Source organism: Njordella calcicola (assembly GCF_056494125.1).
The window spans coordinates 4,721,538-4,739,839 of record NZ_CM151396.1 but is presented as its reverse complement, the minus strand read 5'-3'; the positions used below and the strand labels follow the sequence as shown (position 1 = coordinate 4,739,839).

Here is an 18,302-nt window from a genome sequence, read left to right as displayed (position 1 = left end):
TTTCCGAGCTTTTCGCGATGAACTTCGCAGTGAAAAGTTGCGATTTTGGGTCTGGCAATTAATCTGGAAGGGAACTGCTTAATTCCTGCCCTGATTGTGCTTGTTCTCATCCGCATTTGCGAGATCCATCTCATGAAAAAACTCATTGCTTGTTGTGCTCTGCTAGGCGCGTCGTTGGCAACTGCTCCGACTGCTCACGCTTTTGATTCGTTGGGATTGTTGGGTTACGGATACGGAGCCGCGTTAGGGCCATCGTTTGTATTCCGCAATCGACTGCCAACGCCTCCTTATTTCTCCATCTACTCACCCGTCTATTATGGCCAAAGATACGAGCGCCCTTATGGGATCAGTCCCTTTGCGGCGTTACCAGAGATTCACGTGCCCGCCAGCTATCAAGCTGAACTGAAAGCCACTCCGACGACCGTTTTCAATCCCAACTGCGTATCAGCAACGGAAATGTTGCCGCAAACGATCGCTGTCGAGTCGGCGCCGTTGGCAAGTGCCGGACAATCGATTTGGGTGGAAAACCCTTACGCTGTCAACGCCGCGACAATTGCAGCGACAAAATAAACCTGCGTGATCAGTATTTAGTTTAACCGCGAGGGTATCACCCCGCGTTTGTGGTATCCGATGTTGCCAGATCGTTCGGTTAGGCACGCAGTAGAACGACGTTCACTGCGTCAGGCCTGCGGATTCATCCAGCGTTGGGAAGATACCAATGCCAATCGAGAATAAAACGGCATCGGCGGCGACCAATTCGAAGCCACATTGGCCCGAAAAGTTCGGCCATTATGCCACTCTGGCTTGTCGCGACTATACAAGGCAGGCCAGTCAACTAGAATGGGCGTTTGCGCCAGGGACTAAGTTCCCTTTGGCACTTTTCTTGATCCGCCCCTAGTTTCGCAAGTTTTTCTATGTCTGTTCCCCGCGTTGCAATTCTTGGTCGTCCAAATGTCGGCAAGAGCAGCATATTCAATTGGCTTGCGGGCCGTCGGTTGGCCATTGTCGATGATGTGGCGGGGGTGACTCGTGACCGCGTTATCACGTTGATCGAGCATAACGGCAAACATTTTGAACTGGTCGACACCGGCGGGATGGGCATCGAAGACGTCGATAACTTGACGACCCAGATCGAAGAGCAGATCCAAGTTGGCATTGATGAAGCCGACGTGTTGATGTTTGTCGTCGATACACGAGCGGGCATGATGCCGCTGGACCAAGAGGTCGCCGAACGCTTGCGACGCATCGACAAACCGATCTTGTTGGTCGCCAATAAGACCGACGATCAGACGATGGACTCCAACGCCGAAGAGTTCTATCGCTTGGGCCGCGGTTGGCTGCTACGCGTCAGCACCATGCAGAATCGCAACAAAGAAGATTTGCTGGACGCGATTGTCGAACGGCTGCCGGATGTCGTAACTGAGGATTCGGAAATTGCCGATCCGACGATGAAGGTCGCAATTGTCGGACGTCGCAACGTAGGTAAGAGCACTTTTGTGAATACCCTTGTCCGCGCCGAACGAATGATTGTCAGTGAAGTGGCCGGGACCACGCGTGACAGCGTCGACGTGATGTTCGAGTTGGACGGTCACAAGTTCATGGCTATCGACACCCCTGGTTTACGCAAAAACAAAAGCGTACGCACGGACGTGGACTGGTACGGTATCCATCGAGCTCAGCGCAGTATCCGTCGCGCGGACGTGACGCTTTTGTTTTTCGATTGTTCGCAGCGAATCAGCAAAGTCGACAAGCAGTTGGCGCACTACATTTGCGAACAATACAAGCCATGTATTTTGGTCGTCAATAAATGGGACAAATTGGTGGAGCACATGCCGACAGAACGTTGGGTGCGATATCTGCGAGAGCACTTTCCAACGATGGCTTATTGTCCGATTGCTTTTGTGACCGGTCAAACGGGCAAGAACGTCAAGACGCTGCTTAATCATTCTCAGATGTTATTCAAGCAAGCCAACGAGCGTATCTCGACTGGTCAACTGAATCGGCTGGTCAAGTCCGCTTTGGAATCGCAACCACCACCGTTGTATCAATTGAAGCGACCGAAGATTTATTATGGGACGCAGATCGCGACCGCACCGCCGACGATTATCTTGATGTGCAATTATCCGCAAGGTTTTACGGCACAGTATCAGCGTTACTTGTTAGGTTATTTGCGTGATCATTTGCCGTTTGGCGAAGTGCCCATCAAGCTGTACTTGCAAGCCAAATCGCGCGACGACGAACGCGACGACATCCGCTACGGCGATTAGTTGGTTGGGATCTTCGAGCCGAAGGTTTGATACAATTCATGCTGTGGCCGATTCGGCCACGGTTAGCGCTTAAACCAATATCTCACAAGCCCGCAGGGCAGACAGCACTGTCTTGAGCCAACTTTTCACAATTAAGCAACAGATAACAGACACCACACGGGGCCGACAAGGTTGGCCGTGGTAGGCGGCGCCCAAGCGATTCTTACTCCGAAAGAATAATCACCAAACCGGCACTTCTCGCTCGTTGACAACAATGAGAGTGTGGCGAAGAAATGGAGACGAGGGGCATTACTTGGTCAGCCACTTAACGCGCCGCCCGCATGGAAGCGGTATAGGAACGCACTGAATATGAACATTGATAGACAGGATAAGCAGGATAAATTTTTCTAATCCTGTTTATCCTGAATATCGATGTTCACCTCGCCGATTTAGATGCATGCAGCACTCTATTCGCTGCGCTCACTTCGTGTGGTGTCGCTAGCGAACAACCGTGCTTATCCAATGCTGAATGTCAAATCCAGTTCTAACTTTTGCAGATAACGCTAACGAACGAAAGAAAGTTCACGCGGAGGCGCAAAGATCGCGAAGTCTGCACCGCACGTCACTTTGCGAACTTCGCGCCTTTGCGTGAAAAACTGCTGAGCAATGGTAGGTTCATCCCTTTGGCGTTTTGACGGCAAGAAGCGGTCACTATGGAAGCGTCAATATGGTGTTTTGTGATTCACGAGTCCAAGAAATCTCCGACGGTATTGACCTGGCAACTTATCGCGCTTTGGGCACGCGAGCCGGCGGTGATTGAATTGTCCGTCCGTGTTGCCCCTAGTAGGATGCGATTGGTGTGCATCTTCGAGCCGAAGGCTCGTTACAATTCATGCCGTGGCCGATTCGGCCACGGTTTAGACTTACGCTATACACTATTATGCCCGCGGGGCCGACACTAAGGGCGTTCAAGTGTAACGCTGGCTCCGAACTGGTTTGCGGCAAACCGAGGTGCAGAATCGCCCCATAAATCTCACTTTAGGTTAATTAATCCTTGACAAGCCATTTCTAATATAGCTAAATTGGGGGCGAGGTAGCCAGAGACGAGCCGTTCTTGTGGTGGCCGTTCTTGTGGTGGCCGTTCTTGTGGTGGCCGTTCTTGTGGTGGCCGTTCTTGTGGTGGCCGTTCTTGTGGTGGCCGTTCTTGTGGTGGCCGTTCTTGTGGTGGCCGTTCTTGTGGTGGCCGTTCTTGTGGTGGCCGTTCTTGTGGTGGCCGTTCTTGTGGTGGCCGTTCTTGTGGTGGCCGTTCTTGTGGTGGCCGTTCTTGTGGTGGCCGTTCTTGTGGTGGCCGTTCTTGTGGTGGCCGTTCTTGTGGTGGCCGTTCTTGTGGTGGCCGTTCTTGTGGTGGCCGTTCTTGTGGTGGTATAAGTACGAGGAACGAAAGATGCGTATAGCTAAAAATTTCTTCTGCAACGTTTTCTTCCAGCTATCTGCGGTGGCTGTAGTAACCGGTTCTGTGGTTGCGATTACGAGTCTCATTCCGACAGACACAGCGAGGGTTGTTGGTAATAACGAAGCGGCAAGTGTCTTCGGTACACAATACTTTCAGTCTTGCTACGGCGAGAATATTTGCACATGCGCGTATACACAAGCTGAGTTGTTTGCAGCAGGTGCCTCTGGAATCCAAATTTGCGGCTATGCGTGTTTCACCTCAGCAAATGGTACCTCGGCGGCACAGTGTTCATCAACTAATAAGTATCAAGGGTCGTGCTCCTATTATCCCACCTATTCGTGTAACACTACGAATTGCGGAAATTTACTTGTGGGGATTTGCCAAGGCGGAGTATTCAAAGCCGGCGCCGCAACAGGCCAACAATGCGGAGCGACAGCTTGTCCATAGCTGAAAAATGCCTGCTCCATTTTTGCACAATTTGGCGATTATCGGATTTTGGTTGATCTGCGAAATAGATAGCTTAGTAGATCGTAGAAATTTGATTAACGATTTTAAACATCGAATTACTTGATCGTTATCCGACAAGCATTGGACGATGAATATTATGTTCAAAACATGTAAAGCGTGGATCAGCTTGTGGGCGATGATATTCGTCTCTGTTCTACAAAACTTCGTACACGCGTTCGGTGATGAATCAACCTCAGAGTCGATTCGCTTGCTTTTTCAGCAATATGGCAATTCTACGGCAGGCAAAGGTTACCGTTCGCATTGGGTTGCCACTCCAGCCGAATATCAATCCATTTCGGAATTCTTTTTCACGCCCGGAGCTTTGAAGTCCAATGCGTTGAATTTCCAGTTGTCGTGGTACCCTCAACAAGCGTTTCGTATCGATTGGAAAAGCGACTATGCTCATCATTTAATGCACGCGCCGGCTCGCGGCCCAATTTTCTGGTTCCTTGATCCCACCGACAAACGCGGAAGGTACCCACGAGAGGGAATTATTTCGTCTTCAAGGATCGATGAACTTGGAAACTTGGAATGGCGTCTCTTTTGGCCAGATTGGGTAGAGTTTCTTTCGGATGAAGTTAACAACGTGTACGGATATCAGAATCTTCAAACAACTGACGATCGTTTCAAAGTCAGTTTTTTTCTAGGCGATGAACCATCCTCCGTTCTTGATGGGACACTCGAGTTTAGCACGCACGACGGATTTCAAATACATTCGATAGAGCAGCGAGGGCTTGCATCCTCCATTAATCGATGGGATTACAAAAACTTGAAAGTCGGTGACGTCTATCTGCCTATTGAATGCAAGATTACTGCGAGTTCTAAATTGGCAAAAAACTTTTGGCATACTGACTTTAATGTCATTGGCGATTATCAGGTTGTCTCTGCGACTTCGTTGGCGGATTTTAAGTTTCCGGCAGGTGTGGATGTGTTTGACAAGGTTTCTCAAACTCGCTTTCTCACAGGGGGCGGAGCAAGGGCTTCGAACGAAGTGGATCGAGCAGCTTTTAAGTTGCAGAGTGACTCCGAAGCACCTGCCACTCCACGAAGTAAGTCCACCACCGGCTGGTCGCTATGGTTAGTCGGGTTTGTTGTCGTCGTCGCGATCTCCGTCTGGCTGATACGCCGTAAACAGAGGGTGTAAATTGTAGCCGTTCACATTGCTAAGACTGTTCTGAAACCGTTGCAATGTAGTCGATTACGAAAGTGTTTAAATATGTCGCACTATTTGTACATTATGTTCTGTCTTTTGGTTGCATTCGGCAATTGTTGCGTGCATGCAAGCGAATCAAACTCAACAGTAGTCGGGTGCGGACCGGCTTTTGGGACTGCGGATGCCATAGAAACAGCGTCGTCCGTCTGGAAATATGCCTTGGCGACTGCAATGATTGTTTGCTGCATCGCAATAGTCACATTGTTTTGGCTTAGACGTTCGCGAGGTTTGATCTTCGTTTGCGTTACTTTAGCGTTCTTCGGCGGCTGCTCACCATCGGCATCTACCAGTTCCCTCAATGAAGAACAATCGAAATTAATGTTGCTAGAGGCACCGGATCGGCTGACATTCAATGCTGGCGAGCGAGCCGGCTTCTCATTGAAACTAAAGAACGTAACCGACGTAAGCCTGAACGCGGAGCAATTTTTTACTGGTTTGCCGTGTTGCTCTCCATTTTCTGTTGAATCTATCCAACCGGAGACAGTTAAGCCAGGTGAAACCTTCATTTTGAATCTCAAGACAAATGACTCAATGGCTGTCGGTGAAGTCGATTATCCCTTAGACCTGGAACTGACGTTGCCAGGTAAAAAATATTCCCTTACACATACGATCACGGTAACCAGAAAGTTTACCGATGGCTCGGTAGCGGTTCCTCAAGCGGCTTTCGATTTTGGCCAAGTGTTTCAGTCTTCAGAAACACTTTCCAAGACTGGGGCTGTCTTTGTCCACAGTGCCACGGAAGTTCTGCCGAGTGATTTGCGATTTGAGTCGCCTGCTGCCGCAATCTCGGTTTCCATCGTTGATGGTCAAGCAGTGGAGGTGCGACCCTATCTTGGGGACTTGAAGGTGCATCGCGTTCCCATACGGATTGACCTGTCCCCCTCTGAGCTGGATATGGGCAAGCAACAGTTTGCGGCCACGGTGCGTTACGGAAAATCAGCGGGCAAGATCTTTGTCCATTGCAACGTGTTGCCAGAATGGTCGCTGGGAAATTCGAGCCGACCTGCCACCATTTTGATCGGCGGACAATGCCTGCCGAACAAGCTTCAAATCAACGCGGCAGACGCCAATTTTACGGTCACGTCCGTTCGAGTTGCCGAGCCACTCAAGCCATGGGTCAAGGTGCGTGTCGAGGATAACCACTTACTAATCGAACCGTTGGAGCCTACGGAACCTGCTTCCATCGAATTTGGTGATGTGCCGCACAAGCTTGAGTTTACGGCCCAGCAAGATGGGGAGCTCACGAATTTTGCAATTGAATTACTGGTCCGCCGGAAATGATTGAAAAGAAACTAGCTTTAGAAAAGTTTACGCGTCACCATGCGTGTCGATCGGGATTCTCACTGGTGGAACTAGTCGTGGTTATCGCGATCGTGGGCATACTCGCATCTGTAAGCATGGTAGCGCTGCAGTCGGCGCGAGAAAGTGCCCGTAAAGTTACCTGCATGAATCACATGCGCCAGATCGGTCTGGCGTTACGTCAATACGAGTCGACGCACCGAGTTTTTCCGTTGGGTTTGGGAGGACCCACCGAACAAGTGGGAGCTGGCTTGTACTCAATCAATCATTACAGCGTGCCTGCCAAGCTTTTGCCGTTTCTTGATCAGTCTAACCTGTACCAACAAATCGATTGGTCCAAAAACGTTATGAATTATGCGAACGAGAAAGTGCGCCACCAGCCAACCCCACCAGTGTTTCGATGCCCGTCGGAGCCACGCTATCACGAAACCGGGATCAATATGCAAATCTGCATGGGATCGGATGCGTGGATGTTGATGGATCATGCCGTCGCGTTGTTCAATGCTAAAGGTCAGGGTGTATTTCAGTATGTGCGAGTTAACAGCGAAGCAGATATCCTCGACGGACTTTCGCATACGGCCGCCTTCGCGGAACGATTGATCGGAACTGCGCGAGGCAGGAACGCTGCCGATGTAGCGGAGCTGGTGAATACAGACCTTACGCCAATTGTAGTGAATCGATGGACCAGTCGCTGTGCGACGGTTGATTCGAACACGAAGACATGGCGTGATTATGGAACACTTTGGATATCGGGGGTCAATCAAGGTTACAATCATATCTTGCCTCCCAACTATGGCATCTTTGACTGTACCGACAAAGGTGGAGCGCCACCCTTTGGCGTTTTGACGGCAAGAAGCGGTCACTATGGAAGCGTCAATATGGTGTTTTGTGATTCACGAGTCCAAGAAATCTCCGACGGTATAGACCTGGCAACTTATCGCGCTTTGGGCACGCGAGCGGGCGGTGATTGAATTGTCCGTCCGTGCTCTGCCTCTGGTAGGATGCGACTGGTGTGCCTCTTCGAAGCGAACTTGATACAATTCATGCCGTGGCCGATTCGTCCACGGTTTGAGCGTTCACTTATGATTTGGGCGTTATTGAAGATTTGAATCCTTGCTTTGGAAGGCCGCATTAATGAAAGTCGTGTCAATTCGCACTTTGACGTGCATCGTATTTTGCATTTCTGCAATTTGTTTCAAAGGAACTCGAGACTGCTCGGCCCAACAAGTTGAACAATCCAACTTGCTACAGGCCTATCTCGCCATGGTTGAGCCTTTAGAATCTTATGATGTGGTTGTGCGTGAGAAATCTACATTGGAAGTGGACCAGGCTGGGAAAAAGTACGAAGAAGCGTTTTTCCGACTCATCAAGTCCCCAAAGCAACAGTGGGGACTGATCGTCAAGATTGTGTACTCAAGCTCTAACGTAGTTGACTTGGCGAAAATTACGTCTGCAAAAGAGTTGCCCGGACGTGCGTCGGTCGAATACTACCATAGCGGCGTAAGTAGGACAAAAATTCTTGGGCAGGTTAACGTTCACTTGCCTGCTAAAGATTTTGCTGAGTTTGAATCGCAACGGCTACCACTGATAGAGTTCTACGTGTTTCCAATCCAAGGATCGACCGGGGGATTGGATAGACGCACATTCTTTGATATGCAGTTGAAGAGTCTGGGAATGTTCCAGGCACAGGCAATACTTGGAGAGGAAACCGTATTCGCTCTACCGGAAAATCCTGCGAGCCCTTTGGTCATAAAAATCCGGATGAATAATCAGACAATGCTACCGCTCGGGTCGTCCGCTGTGAAGAACTCTGATTTTTCTAAAGACTACTCACTGATTGATTCATCTCAGAGCCAGCAATACGAATACAGGTTCTTCGTGGAATTTAGTGATTAAGGGATTTCCAAGTCGAGGTTGAGTTTACCGCAAAAGAACAGGATCCGAGTACGGTAGTTGTCGAAGTTGCGAAATCCGCGAGCTGAACTTTTGATGGATTGGATACGACTGTTGAAGCCTTCGCTGATCGCGTTGGTTATTCGATGGTCTATGTAGGCCATAAGACCCTCATAGTGCCTCTTGAGCATCTTGGCGACTTTCACCATCGGTTTGATTTGGCAGCGTGTGGCCCATCCGTACCAGCCAGCGAACGTCATCTCAGCAGTGTCTCGATCGGTACATTCCCAGAAGTGCCTGAAATTCTCCTTAAGCGACCATGCTCGACCTGTTTTGATGTCCGAATGCTGCAACTGGTAGAGATAGTTTCGATCCGCCTCCGACAATTTCTCACGTGCAAATAGCAGTAGTTGCCTAGTGCCCTTGAGTCGCTCATCACCTCTCTCGGCAAGCAATCGACTCTCCTGGCGGCGGACAAGATCAACTGCTTCTCCAAGGTACTTACTGACGTGGAATTTGTCGTGCACAATAGCAGCGTTTGGATACACTTCCCTGATGGCAGCTAGGAATGCCTTCCACATATCAGCGGCAACCGCTTTGATCTTCGCTCTTTGTGGTTCGGGCAAGGTTTTTAATAGCTTTTCTGCAGACTGCTGCGTCCGCTGAGGAACAACTTCTAGCACGCGGTGCTGATCCAAGTCGGTCAAGACCGAAACGTAATCCTGCCCTTTACCAAAGTTCTTTTCATCGATACCAACATGCTCAATTTCGTCCATGTTTCGGCGTTGGAGCCCACGCTCCACCGCACGCTGCATGATGCCATTAGTTGCCGCCCAATCTATTCCCAGTAGCTTAGCGGCCGCTGAGAGCGATGAGCAAGCTTGAATGACTTCAATGGCAACTTGTTCAAACATAAGCGTAAAACGTCCGTGCCTTTGGGCCCATGGAATCGCTATGGTCAACACGCCGCACTGAGAGCATTTGCTTCTGGGAACCAAGGCGTGGATGCGAGTCACAAATTGCATCGTATCCAAATGCCTCCAAGTTCGCTCAGGGGCAAGATCGGCTTGTGAGCAGGCGGCATCACAGCGAGGACAACGCAGAGTTGTTCCGGTATGATTGATGTGAATGTCTACGGCCTTCTCAGCAGGGCGAAAATCAACCGATTGCACGCTCCAGTTGTCGTCCAAACCAAGTAACGCATGATAGTGAGTAGTAGTTGCTTCTTTCATAGACAAAGAATACGCTAACGGCCAAATCTACGCACCTACCCACTAAATTCCACGAAGAACCCGAATACAAATTGATCAAAGACATCCCATTACCGGTGAAAAAAACAAGTTCAGGTTATCGGATCGAAAGGCTAAACGACAAGAAAATACGTATCGATAATTCCAAGACTGTTGACATAAAGTGGCTGAAGGTCAATGAGGAAATAGACTTTCCGGATGTTGACAAGATTGAGTCCAATTACACCAGTATCTTTAACTTCATTTCTGCAGGAGAGTAGTTGAGTTTTTCCGAATACAAAAGCTGAAAGCGAAAAGGACGCGGGACAATTCTTCATCCCGTTTGGTGGATCGCAAGGTTCACCAAGCAAATGCGTCACACAAAAAATTCCTGAGCAATGGTGTGTCCATCTCATTGGCGGTCGTTCCGCAGTCTACGTTCTGCGAGCAGTGCGAAAAAATCTTGACTTTGGTTTTCGTCCCCTCTATGATTTCGGATTGAGCAGGACGGCTGTTTCTCGGTGAGGTCATGTGATGATTTACGCAACACGAGTCTGGATCTTGCTTTTCCTGCTGTGTTCTAGCGCTCTTGCCCAAGAAGAACAGCATCAAGCTTTTGCCAGAAAATGGGCTGGCAATTCCATTGAGAATATTGACCTGGGCGAAGTTCGATTGGGTGAAAAAATCGTTGGCACAATAGAAGTGCTTAATGCAACGGATGCCTCTGTAAGTTTTGATTCTGTCCGCGCCAATGACGGCCGCGTTCAACTTGATTTCCCAGTTGAGCCATTTGCTCCAGCATCCACTTCCAAACTTGTTTTTGTCATTCAGATTCCCGAAACGAGTTACACTCCGAGTTTTCGGCAACAAGTCCAAGTTTTTACAGCAGATTTACAGCATCGCCTTAGCATCACCTTTGTCGCGACCTTCGCAAAGTACGCAGATGTGGAGGCGTTGCCGAGCAAGGTACAAGTTGTGGCAATCGACGATGGCGATTATTCGGCTTCGGTATTGATTCGCATCAATCGCTTGGTTCCGTTCGAATTATCGGAGAACGACTTTCGTTTCGAGATTGGCTCAAGCAGCAGTTCCAGCGACGTCCCGCCATTGACGATTAAGAAAGCGGCGGTGTCATCGCTATCAAACCAGTTGTTCCGGGCAACGCTCGCTTTCGACAGTCCTCGCGATATCGAAAATCAAGTAGTAGTTGTTCATGTGGCCGGTGTTGGCGACAACGTAGCTAAGTTTCATTTATTATTTGTGGGAACGGCACAGCCTACGAGCGATGCAGGTGGCGAAAACTATTTAGAGGCTGGCTATGCCAACTGCGATGCAATTCAGCGCTTCGACGTCTCGGTCACTGAAACCTACACCGTGACCGCCGAAAAAGAGGAAGAACGCAAGTTCATTCTGAGCGGTAATTCAATTTCCAAACACCGGATGATGATGGATCGCAGTGCGGAGGAATTTGCATACCTGCGTCATGCCGATAACAGTTTGGCAACCATTCACGGGTACGTACCCGACAAACGTTTGTCGGTCCGGGAGGCGTATTTGTATACAAACCAGATGCTCCGAGTCCGAGGTCCCACTGGACTGAATGGACCAATTTCCAAGAGCTGGACTCCCGGGGAGCGAAAGAGTTATTCCGAAGCGATGAAGAGGGAAATACCAAGCTTCGAGCTATCGGCAATGGGAGGCTTTCCGTACATGCTGCGGGGACAGTTGGCCCAACAGCATATTCGAAACTTGTTGGACGATTACGCGGACGCCACCTGTGTGGCACAACTTGACGGCACGGTGCGATGTACCCACATCAGACATGAACGAGAATCAAAGTTCGTAAGTGTTGCCGATTTCCATCCAACTTTGCACGTTTTCACAAGACTGGATTTCCAAACGCAACTACCGGATGGAACAAGTGTGCCACACTCCAGCTATCGCTTTGAACATGAAGATCGCAATGGCATTCCTCTGCCCACAAAGATCTCGGTGATGATTCGTCAGAAACGAAACTATCCCAACGGGGAAAAGGGTTTGGTCATGATCAAGCGAGGGACCGTAGAATTAAAGTGGCATTCAATCAACGACCAAACGCCAAAGATGGATGTACGCAAGGTGCTCGATATGAAACTTGACGACGAGTCGTTCGCAGAACTGCTGGCTGGTGCTGAGATACACTAGCAAGGTCAACCGCAGCGCGTAGGCCGGTTGTGAAGTTGCTTGCGTTCTTGTCGGAACTGCGGAAAGCCAATCAAACATTATCTGATCGGGGTAGTGACGTTAACGAGTTTCAAGCGACCGAAGTTCCGGAGCTGGGGGAGTTTGTAGTACTGCCTTTAGGCGGAATTCACTTGAGTTCTTCGCAGGAGCTTCCGCCTGCGGGCGAGACTAGCAACGCGCTACAGCCCCTCCCCGACCGCTCGCTGAACTCGCAGTCGACCCTCCCAATGGGAGGGTGAAGAAACGCGTACGCCTGCGGCTGACGGTTAAACGAAGAACGCGTAAGCCTGCGGCTGACGGTTAAACGAAGAACGCGTACGCCTGCGGCTGACGGTTAAACGAAGAATACGCGTAGCTGGTCTACTGAGCTATTCGGCTCGCAGCGATTGCTTCTTGTTGATCTGCAAAATAACACTGGCCGAGTGATGACCGGGGACTTCGTATTCGTCCAGCTTCCGCAACTGCTGGTCTTGCAATATGCCCATGTGACGCGCTTCACCACGCTCTTCCACCCAACTAGGTCCTTTGATCGTCAACAGTCGACCAAAGCGACCCCAGTAAGGTTTCAACCACGTGACCATCTTGCTGAGCGATCCGACAGCCCGCGCCGTCAACGTGTGGAATGTCTGTTCTTCCAACACTTCTTTCACGTTCAAACCATAAACAACCACAGGCAGTTTCAAAGCCGCTGCAATCTCTTCCAACACTTTGGCTTTCTTCAAGACCGAATCGCACAGCTTCATATCCAAGTCCGGTCGCAAGATCACCGAAGTCAAACCGGGCACGCCAGAACCGCTACCAAAGTCCAACACTCGCTCGTTGGGCTCCAAGTGCTTGACCAATCGATACGTGTCCAGCAAATCGCGATGCACAAATAGCTCGGGGGTCGTGTGCCGCGTGAGATTGATCTTTTCGTTCCACCCCCACAACTCTTGGCAATAGCGAGCGAGCAATTCGTAGCGATCGTCAGCGATGTCCGTCATGCCACAAGCGACCGCGGCGGTCTGCAGTTGCTGAGCTAACGCTTGAGTGTCCAATGAACCTGGTTGTGACGGACTGTTGTGCGAGGATTCCAACGACTAATCTTTCTTTGCTTGGAAGAACATTAAATGTTGCCATGGTAAGCTGTCATAGGTGGAATGCAACTCGAATCCGTTGGCTTGGTACTCTTTTAGAATCTGAGCTTTCGTCATTTTGTGCTCTGGCAGAATCGGGACATCGGGGTCTTCGCCGCGATATTCAACCAGACCTACCAGCCCATCGGATTTGAGCGATTTGCGAATTTGCTGCAGCGTCTCAGCCGGAAACGCCAGTTCGTGATAAACGTCGACCATGATCAGCAAATCAAAGACGCCTTCGGGCATATCTGCCACATTACCACGCGGCAGCACCGCTTCTACATTCGTGATCGATTCCTCTTTGGCTCGTGCCATCAAGGCTCGCAACATAGGTGCCTGAATGTCGATGCCGAAAACTTTGCCCGAGGGTCCGACCAGTTTGGCAATCGGCAACGCGTGATATCCTACTCCACAACCAAAATCAGCCACCACCATGCCAGGACGAATGCCGAGATTGGCCAGCAACTCTTGGGAACTCTCTTCGGATTCGCGTTCTGGTCGCACTAGCCAACTGGCTCCGCCCGCATAACTCATGGTCGGTGCAATACGTCGATCAAGATAGTACTTCCTGGGTTCGAGTCGTTTCGCGGTGTCGAGTTCCTCCCATTGAGCGAAACCCTGTGTTCTGGTTTGGCCAATCGCGGGAGAAGATAAACCAGCGACCAAGAGCGCTGCGAGTGTTGCCAACAAAATGCAACCGTTTACACCTCGATCAGCCGCAGGGCAATAGCCCCGGTTATTGTAGCCTCGCACCCGACAACCGGGGCTATCGCCCAGCGGCTCAGTGGCTCGTGTTTTTGTGGCTTCCATGATTGAGGCGTGAACGTTTGCCAACAACCTCAACGCTTTTAGGAAAACAGCTTGGAGAGATTTAAGCATGGCGGGGATCCTGCGTTGATGTACTTAGAAACGCGATTCAAAAGGTCGGCTGATAAACTTCGACCGCTAGCTCAGGCTTGCGACGCAGTTGCCCACAAGCGGCCTGAATCGCGTCCCCTTTTCGTTGACGGAACATGACGTTAATGCCACCGGTTTGCAAAACTTCTCGGAAACGATGGATCGCTTTTGCCGAAGGTGTTTTGTACGGCAAACCAGGCACTGGATTATATGGGATCACATTCAGCATCGCGACACGGCCACGCAGCAATTGCACTAACTGGTCGGCACACACTTCAGAGTCATTGATGTCGGCTAACAAGACGTATTCGAACGTTAACCGTCGGCCGGTAACCTCAAAATATTCCTGAGCGGACTCCATGATGGCTTCGATACCGATATTCTTATTCACTGGTACGATCTTGCATCGCAGTTCGTCATTGGGTGCGTGCAGACTGATCGCTAGCTGATATGGTTGGTGTTCATCGGCTAGCTTACGAATGGATTTAGGAATCCCCACCGTGCTGATCGTGATCCGGCGTGGGCTGATCCCGAAGCCGACTTTGGGATCTCGAGCGATCTCCAGCGCGGCGATGACGCGGTCGATATTGGCTAGTGGTTCACCCATGCCCATCATCACGATGTGACTGATGCGTTCTTCCGCAGGCAGCAGCTTTTGCAGATGCACGATCTGTTCGATAATTTCGCCCGCCGTCAGATTGCGCTCAACGCCGTCCAATCCACTAGCGCAAAAAACGCAACCCATCGCGCAGCCCACTTGGGAACTGATGCAAATCGATCTGCGGTCACCGTCACGCAGCAGAACGCATTCGATTCGGTTCTGATCTTGCAATTGCAGCAGTAGTTTTTCCGTACCATCGTCGGCGGTTTGGTGAGCGACGATGGTGGAACTGAGAATCTGAAAGTGATCGGCGAGCGCGGTCCGAAGAGCCTTTGGCAAGTCGGACATTTGTTCAAATTCGGTCCATCGGCGTTGAAAAATCCCCGCTTGAATCTGCTGGGCACGGAAGGCCGGTTGGCCTTGGTCTTTGAGCCAAGCCCGTAATTGTTGGGCATCGAGATCGAGAATATGCTGTTTGACAGTCATTACCGGCGGTGCTAGCGGTGGATGGTTAAAAAGTGCGATTCACGCTATCTTAGCCTGAATTCCCTATTCTGGCGAATCAGTTCTTAGCAGACTTTTTAGCGGTCCTCCGTTATTACGTGAGTGAAATGACTTTATGAAGGCGGACAACGAAGTCTGTATGTGCTTTCACGTTAGCTTTCGTAAGCTGATCAACTTTATTCGTCGGACCAAACCGCAGCGGGCCAGCGAGCTGAGCAATTGCTTTAATGCGGGAACAGGGTGTGGTTGGTGTCGGCCGACATTGCGTCAGTTAGCGGAGATTCCTCATGAGGATTTGCCGGAAGTCGACCAGGTTGACGCTTGGGTCAGCGATTGCTTTCCTGGGACCGAGGAAGAATACAGCCAAAATCGCGCGGAGTATCGTGCCAAAAAGTAGCAGGTACTCTCCGAGTGCCGTCCGCATTAATACGCCAAGGCGGCGGCGACGCTAGCTTTCATTTTATCCAGCCCAGTGCGAGCTACCTCGTTGCGGTCCTGCTTCCAGTACTCACGATTGAATAACTCCAAAGACAAGACGCCTTTGAATCCATTGCTCAACATCGTGCTGAGGATCATCGGAATCGGAGCTATCCCATCGCCGGGATACACACGATCCGCATCGCCAATCTTGTCGCGAACGATATCGGGATAATCGTTCATATGCAACACCTTGGTCACACTTCCAGCTAACGCACCGATCTCCGCAAAATCAGAGCCACCTTTGTACAAGTGATAAACGTCAGGCAATATACAGGCGTTAGGATCTTGAACTGCTGCCAGCACATACAGCACCTCGGCTAGTTTGGCAAAGTTTACGGAAAACCCCCAGACCTCAAGTTGCGGAAAACAATCGCGAGCGCGGCCAATCTCAATCAGCTCCGCGAAACGATCAGCGACCGCGTTCAACTCAAGCTTCGCGCCATTGGTCGCACCCGTTGGTGGAGCTGCGATCAAGCGACCGCCCAATTCACGCGTGATCTCCATATCGCGACCACATTCTGCCAATCCCTTGCGACGCGTTTCTTCATCGTCCACAACCCATTGCCCAAACGCAATCGCACTTTCGACTCGCAGCCCCGAATCCACAATTCGCTTTCGCAGCTCCGGTAGCTTTTTCCCGCTCTCCAAGTATCGCGTTACATCGCGCAGCCAGATCTCAATACCGTCATAACCCGCTTGAGCTGCCGTTGCGATCTGATCCACAATATCGACTTGGCTATTGTTGATTGTGCTGACATTCAAGCAATAACGGATCTTCTTGGCATTCGATGCGATACTGTCCGCCGCCGAGTCGTGGGCCAAGGCTGAAGGATGGGACTGCGTTGCGGCAAGAGCAGAAAGAGCTGCGGCGGAGGCGAGGAATTGGCGTCGGTCTTGCATGAGTGGGTCTCACTTGTGAGGAAAGGTTGGGAAGCTGCAATCATTTTCGTTTGAGCGAGCTGCGTCAACTAGGGAGGGCCGTGAAAAGCGCTCCAACGTCGAAACACCCCAAGCATTTGTGATAGAATATCTTGGCGACTTGCAACAAACGTAGTCTGCTACAAGCCGCCGCCCTGACCTTCCTACAATTGCTCGATGCTATGGTAGCTATCGAGCCGACCCACTTGATTCGTCTTCGCTGATAGGTTCCACAATGCAATCGTTCTCCCGCCGCAATTTATTGCAAAGCTCCGCTGTCCTTGCCGCCGTCGCTGCCACATCGCGATGGTCGACTGCTCAGAGCTCCGAAGCGAAACTGCCAATTAAAAAGACATTGAAGATCGGTATGGTCCGCAGCGGTAAATCGTTAGCGGAAAAGTTCGCGATCGCCAAACAAGCAGGATTTGACGGTATCGAGATCGACTCGCCGGGCTACGACACCAAAGAAGTGCTCGCGGCGATTGAAAGCTCGGGTTTGCCGGTTGATGGCAGCGTCTGTTCGACGCACTGGAATGTACGTCATACCGATCCCGATCCCAAGGTACGCGAGCAAGCGCTGCAGGACTTGCGGACAGCCATCGAGCAAACGCATGCAGTTGGGGGACACACAACTTTATTGGTGATCGGTCATGGCAAAGATGGCTCGTTGGAGGAATTGCATGAGCGATCGATTCCGAACATTGAAAAAGCGGTTCTTTTGGCGGCCGAACTAGGTGTGGTGATCGCGATCGAGAATGTCTGGAACCACTACTTGTATGTTCACGATGGCCCCACGGACCAGACAGCGCAACAGTTTGCCGATTACGTCGATCACTTCCAATCGCCGTGGGTCGGGATGCAGTTTGATATTGGTAACCATTGGAAGTACGGTAATCCCGGCGATTGGATTCGCACCTTGGGCAAGCGGGTCGTGAAGCTGGACATTAAGGGTTTTTCACGAGCAGACGACAAGTTCACGGAAATCACAAAAGGGGATCTGCCTTGGGCAGACGTCCGAGCTGCACTGGCGGAGATCAAGTTTGTGGGCTGGTGTGCAGCAGAAGTCAGTGGCGGCGATTTGGCGGCGTTGAAAGTGATCGCGGGCGAGATGGACGAAGTACTGAATATCGCTTGAGGTTTCAACGTAATGGCTTTTCGTTCATAGATCTACCGTAGGCCGGAACAAGCAAAGCTCACCCCCGCGCCGGAACATCGGTCGCTTGTACCTATTGAGCATCACTAAACCAATCGGTCATTCACTGATTGGCTTTGCGCAGTTCCGGCAACAAGTGAAGCGACCTTGTTACCGGCCTACGAAGAGCATCGCTTTCGTTTAACCGTCAGCCGCCAGGCGTACGCGTTTCTTCACCCTCCCATTGGGAGGGGTCGGCCGCTACCGTAGGCCGGAACAAGCAAAGCTCACCCCCGCGCCGGAACATCGGTCGCTTGTACCTATTGAGCATCACTAAACCAATCGGTCATTCACTGATTGGCTTTGCGCAGTTCCGGCAACAAGTGAAGCGACCTTGTTACCGGCCTACGAAGAGCATCGCTTTCGTTTAACCGTCAGCCGCTAGGCGTACGCGTTTCTTCACCCTCCCATTGGGGGGGGGCGACTGCGAGTTCCGCGAGCAGTCGGGGAGGGGTGTTCCCTGTTCGTAGTCCCGCCTTTAGGCGGAAGCGCCTGCGAGAAACTCAGATGAATTCCGCTAAAGGCGGTA

Annotated in this window: 15 protein-coding genes; 10 read left to right on the top strand and 5 right to left on the bottom strand. The window is 50.9% G+C overall.

Going from position 1 to position 18,302, the window contains the following annotated elements; translation table 11 throughout:
* Nucleotides 1-132: 132 nt before the first annotated feature.
* The 7 genes from SH302x_RS18190 (at nt 133) to SH302x_RS18160 (ending at nt 8,614) form a co-directional block, all read left to right on the top strand.
* Nucleotides 133-570: a hypothetical protein gene (locus SH302x_RS18190; RefSeq protein ID WP_479363904.1), complete on the top strand. Its 438-nt coding sequence runs from the start codon at nt 133-135 to the stop codon at nt 568-570.
* A gap of 344 nt (nt 571-914) precedes the next feature.
* The gene (gene der / locus SH302x_RS18185; RefSeq protein WP_479363903.1) at nt 915-2,267 is read left to right on the top strand and encodes a ribosome biogenesis GTPase Der; all 1,353 of its coding nucleotides are present in this window, start codon (nt 915-917) and stop codon (nt 2,265-2,267) included.
* 1,095 nt (nt 2,268-3,362) lie between these two features.
* The gene (locus SH302x_RS18180; RefSeq protein ID WP_479363902.1) at nt 3,363-3,674 is read left to right on the top strand and encodes a hypothetical protein; all 312 of its coding nucleotides are present in this window, start codon (nt 3,363-3,365) and stop codon (nt 3,672-3,674) included.
* 620 nt (nt 3,675-4,294) lie between these two features.
* Complete coding sequence (locus SH302x_RS18175; RefSeq protein WP_479363901.1) at nt 4,295-5,350, top strand: hypothetical protein; 1,056 nt, start codon at nt 4,295-4,297, stop codon at nt 5,348-5,350.
* Nucleotides 5,351-5,737: 387 nt separating this feature from the next.
* Nucleotides 5,738-6,700 carry a hypothetical protein gene (locus SH302x_RS18170; RefSeq protein ID WP_479363900.1) on the top strand — a complete coding sequence of 321 codons (963 nt, stop codon included), beginning with the start codon at nt 5,738-5,740 and terminating at the stop codon, nt 6,698-6,700.
* Nucleotides 6,697-7,689, top strand: coding sequence for a DUF1559 family PulG-like putative transporter (locus tag SH302x_RS18165; RefSeq protein WP_479363899.1), 993 nt, complete (start codon nt 6,697-6,699; stop codon nt 7,687-7,689). The genes SH302x_RS18170 and SH302x_RS18165 overlap by 4 nt, the downstream gene beginning before the upstream one ends.
* Nucleotides 7,690-7,981: 292 nt before the next feature.
* On the top strand, nt 7,982-8,614 hold the full coding sequence (locus tag SH302x_RS18160; protein ID WP_479363898.1) for a hypothetical protein: 633 nt from the start codon (nt 7,982-7,984) through the stop codon (nt 8,612-8,614).
* On the opposite strand, the gene SH302x_RS18155 is transcribed toward SH302x_RS18160, so the two are convergent.
* Entirely contained in the window at nt 8,611-9,843 is a 1,233-nt protein-coding gene (locus SH302x_RS18155; protein ID WP_479363897.1) for an ISL3 family transposase, read from the bottom strand. The two genes, SH302x_RS18160 and SH302x_RS18155, sit on opposite strands and share 4 nt — an antisense overlap.
* A gap of 531 nt (nt 9,844-10,374) precedes the next feature.
* Here SH302x_RS18155 and SH302x_RS18150 point away from each other — a divergent pair.
* Nucleotides 10,375-12,024, top strand: coding sequence for a hypothetical protein (locus SH302x_RS18150; RefSeq protein WP_479363896.1), 1,650 nt, complete (start codon nt 10,375-10,377; stop codon nt 12,022-12,024).
* 407 nt (nt 12,025-12,431) lie between these two features.
* Here SH302x_RS18150 and rsmG read toward each other — a convergent pair whose 3' ends face one another.
* From rsmG to rlmN, 3 genes are read right to left on the bottom strand one after another with little or no spacing between them, the layout of a single operon-like run.
* Nucleotides 12,432-13,139: a 16S rRNA (guanine(527)-N(7))-methyltransferase RsmG gene (gene rsmG / locus SH302x_RS18145; protein ID WP_479363895.1), complete on the bottom strand. Its 708-nt coding sequence runs from the start codon at nt 13,137-13,139 to the stop codon at nt 12,432-12,434.
* A 3-nt stretch (nt 13,140-13,142) separates the two neighbouring features.
* The gene (locus SH302x_RS18140; RefSeq protein ID WP_479363894.1) at nt 13,143-14,060 is read right to left on the bottom strand and encodes a class I SAM-dependent methyltransferase; all 918 of its coding nucleotides are present in this window, start codon (nt 14,058-14,060) and stop codon (nt 13,143-13,145) included.
* 37 nt (nt 14,061-14,097) lie between these two features.
* Entirely contained in the window at nt 14,098-15,165 is a 1,068-nt protein-coding gene (gene rlmN, locus SH302x_RS18135) for a dual-specificity RNA methyltransferase RlmN (protein ID WP_479363893.1), read from the bottom strand.
* Nucleotides 15,166-15,298: 133 nt separating this feature from the next.
* Between rlmN and SH302x_RS18130 the strand changes: the two genes are divergently transcribed.
* On the top strand, nt 15,299-15,580 hold the full coding sequence (locus tag SH302x_RS18130; RefSeq protein ID WP_479363892.1) for a (2Fe-2S)-binding protein: 282 nt from the start codon (nt 15,299-15,301) through the stop codon (nt 15,578-15,580).
* A gap of 26 nt (nt 15,581-15,606) precedes the next feature.
* Here SH302x_RS18130 and SH302x_RS18125 read toward each other — a convergent pair whose 3' ends face one another.
* Nucleotides 15,607-16,563, bottom strand: a complete 957-nt coding sequence (locus SH302x_RS18125; RefSeq protein ID WP_479363891.1) for a sugar phosphate isomerase/epimerase family protein — start codon at nt 16,561-16,563, stop codon at nt 15,607-15,609.
* A 253-nt stretch (nt 16,564-16,816) separates the two neighbouring features.
* Here SH302x_RS18125 and SH302x_RS18120 point away from each other — a divergent pair, with 253 nt between their 5' ends.
* Nucleotides 16,817-17,716, top strand: coding sequence for a sugar phosphate isomerase/epimerase family protein (locus SH302x_RS18120; RefSeq protein ID WP_479363890.1), 900 nt, complete (start codon nt 16,817-16,819; stop codon nt 17,714-17,716).
* The last annotated feature ends 586 nt before the right edge of the window (nt 17,717-18,302 follow it).